Raw genomic sequence first — 251 nt, forward strand, 5'->3', positions numbered from 1 at the left:
CTTCACTTCTCCTTCCCGTTTCTCTCTGTTTACTTTTAAAAGCATTCAACAGTTCAGGTATATTGCCTGGTTGATGTGGTGATATCACCGATTTATCCGTGTCTTAGAGGGACAATCGATGTCTAAAGAAAAATTTGAACGTACAAAACCGCACGTTAACGTCGGTACTATCGGCCACGTTGACCATGGTAAAACAACGCTGACTGCTGCAATCACTACCGTACTGGCTAAAACCTACGGCGGTTCTGCTC

General features: G+C 44.2%; 1 protein-coding gene. It reads left to right on the forward strand.

From position 1 onward, the window contains the following. Positions 1–118: 118 nt before the first annotated feature. On the forward strand, positions 119–251 hold a 133-nt coding region (locus FDX01_RS20695), incomplete at its 3' end, for a GTP-binding protein (protein WP_004146313.1).

This window comes from Citrobacter sp. wls613 (assembly GCF_005281195.1).
Taxonomy (GTDB): Bacteria; Pseudomonadota; Gammaproteobacteria; order Enterobacterales; family Enterobacteriaceae; genus Citrobacter; species Citrobacter gillenii.